The organism is Variovorax sp. 20P10.2.4 (genome assembly GCF_058244205.1).
In genome coordinates this window covers 1-2108 of sequence record NZ_JBZAYE010000939.1, presented here as the reverse complement: position 1 = coordinate 2108, position 2108 = coordinate 1, and the positions used below count along the sequence as shown (strand labels likewise).

The 2108-nt window shown below is 71.8% G+C and carries 4 protein-coding genes; 3 read left to right on the top strand and 1 reads right to left on the bottom strand.

All coding sequences use genetic code 11. From position 1 onward, the window contains the following. The 3 genes from AC27VN_RS39680 to AC27VN_RS39670 form a co-directional block, all read left to right on the top strand. Nucleotides 1-562, top strand: a 562-nt coding sequence (locus AC27VN_RS39680) for an aminotransferase class I/II-fold pyridoxal phosphate-dependent enzyme (RefSeq protein ID WP_490880242.1), incomplete at its 5' end; no start/stop codon positions are given. Nucleotides 563-591: 29 nt separating this feature from the next. After that, the gene (locus AC27VN_RS39675; RefSeq protein WP_057591611.1) at nt 592-945 is read left to right on the top strand and encodes a CidA/LrgA family protein; all 354 of its coding nucleotides are present in this window, start codon (nt 592-594) and stop codon (nt 943-945) included. After that, on the top strand, nt 942-1670 hold the full coding sequence (locus tag AC27VN_RS39670) for an LrgB family protein (RefSeq protein ID WP_395352161.1): 729 nt from the start codon (nt 942-944) through the stop codon (nt 1668-1670). Before AC27VN_RS39675 ends, AC27VN_RS39670 begins: the two co-directional genes overlap by 4 nt. Nucleotides 1671-1751: 81 nt before the next feature. Here AC27VN_RS39670 and AC27VN_RS39665 read toward each other — a convergent pair. Then, nucleotides 1752-2108: RidA family protein (locus AC27VN_RS39665; protein ID WP_490880241.1), on the bottom strand; the 357-nt coding region annotated here is incomplete at its 5' end.

The following is a 2108-nucleotide window of genomic DNA, read 5'->3' as shown; positions in this document are numbered from 1 at the left end:
GCTGCCCGAGGATGTGTCCTGCGCGCTCGACCGCGCCTACGAACCGTTGCGGCTCGAAGGCGAGCAGGCGCTGGCGCCCGCGCGGCTCGACCGGCTCTGGCAGATGTGGTCGCCCAACAAGGCGCTGGGCATGACGGGCGTGCGCGCGGCCTATGCGATCGCGCCGACGGATGGTCAGGAGGCGGTGGGCGCGCTGCTGCGCCTGGGTTCATCGTGGCCCGTGGGCGCGCATGGCGTGGCGATGCTGTCGGCCTGGGCCGAGCCCGCGGTGCAGGCCTGGGTGCGCGACAGCCTGGCCACCTTGCGCGAATGGAAGGCTGCGCAGCTCGCGCTGTGCGCGCGCATGGGCTGGCAGACCACGCCCAGCGTGGCGAACTACCACCTCGCGCAACCGATGGCGACCGACTTCGCGGGCCTGCTGGCCGGCTTGCGCGCCGAGGGCATCAAGCTGCGCGACTGCGCGTCCTTCGGCCTGCCGGGCCAGGTGCGCATGGGCGTGCTGCCGCCCGCGAGCCAGGCCGCGCTGCACGCCGCATGGCAGCGCCTGGCGGGTGCAAACTAGCCGACAAGAACGACCACGAGGACCTTGCCATGCTCTACGCCATCACCACACTCTTTCTCTGCCAGCTCGCCGGCGAACTGCTGGTGCAGTGGCTGAGCCTGCCGGTGCCCGGTCCGCTGCTCGGCATGCTGTTCCTGTTCGCGGGCCTGCTGTGGCGCGGTGGCGTCCCCGAGAGCCTGGGCGAGACCTCGGGCCATCTGCTGCGCAACCTGATGCTGCTGTTCATCCCGGCCGTGACGGGCGTGATGCTGCACTTCGAGCGCGTGGGCCGCGAATGGCTGCCGTTCCTGGCCGCGGGCATCCTGGGCGCGGCCTTCACGATGACGGTGACCGCGCTCACCTTGCGCTGGATGATCCGCATCACCGGCAAGGACGCCCAGTGAGCGCGCCCGCGAAGCTGTCCGAGATCTGGGTCTTCCTGGCCCAGTCGCCGCTGCTGTGGCTCGCGCTCACGCTGCTGGCCTACCTGGGCGCGCTGTGGCTGCACCGGCGCAGCGGCGCCAACCCGGTGGTCAATCCGGTGCTGGTGTCGGTGATCGTGATCGTCACCGTGCTGCTGGCGACGCGCACGCCCTACGACACCTACTTCGAGGGCGCGAAGTTCGTGCACTTCCTGATCGGGCCGGCCACGGTGGCGCTGGCAGTGCCGCTCTACAGCCAGGTGGCGCGGCTGCGCCGGCTGTGGCTGCCGATCGGCGTGGCGCTGCTCGCGGGCTCGGTGGCGGCCATCGTGTCGGCCGTGGGCATCGCGTGGGCGCTCGGCGGGTCGCACGAGCTGCTGATGTCGCTGGCGCCGAAGTCGGCCACCATGCCGATCGCGATGGGCGTGTCGGAAAAGATCGGCGGCCTGCCGTCGCTGTCGGCGGTCGCGGCCGCCATCACCGGCATCGCGGGCGCGATCATGGCCACGGGCCTGTTGAACCTGCTGCGCATCAAGGAGCCCGCGGTGCGCGGCTTCGCGGTCGGCATCACGGCGCACGGCATCGGCACCGCGCGCGCGATCCAGGTCAACGAGACCGCGGGCGCGTTCTCGGCGCTCGCGATGGGGCTCAACGGCATCGCGACGGCCTTGCTGGTGCCGCTGGTGGTGCGCTGGCTGGGGGCCTGAGGCTCAAGGACCGTTCGGGCTGAGCTTGTCGAAGCCTCGCGCGGCGCTTCGACAGGCTCAGCGTGAACGGATAGGGGAAGATCAGGTCGCGGCGCGCTCCTGCAGCACCAGCGAGATCTCGACCGCGCCCCCACCCGGCAGCGAGGCCACGCCGACCGTGGTGCGCGCGGGCAGCGGCTGGTCGGGAAACACCTGGCGCAGCAGTTCGCTCGCGGCATTCATCACCCGCACATGCTGCGTGAAACCGGGCCCGGTCTGCAGGTAGCCGGTGAGCGCGACGATCTTCTGCACGCGGTCGAGGCCGCCGAGCTCGGCGCGCGCGGCGCGCAGCAGCGCGATGGCGGCGGCGACCGCGGCCCGTTCGCCGAGCGCGATGCCCGCGTCGCTGTCGTCGATAGTGCCCGCGATCACCATGCCGTTCTCGCGCCCGACCACGCC

Bases quoted from the DNA above. Each gene is read 5' to 3' on its own strand.
- AC27VN_RS39675 (WP_057591611.1), top strand. From the start codon at position 592: ATGCTCTACGCCATCACCACACTCTTTCTCTGCCAGCTCGCCGGCGAA.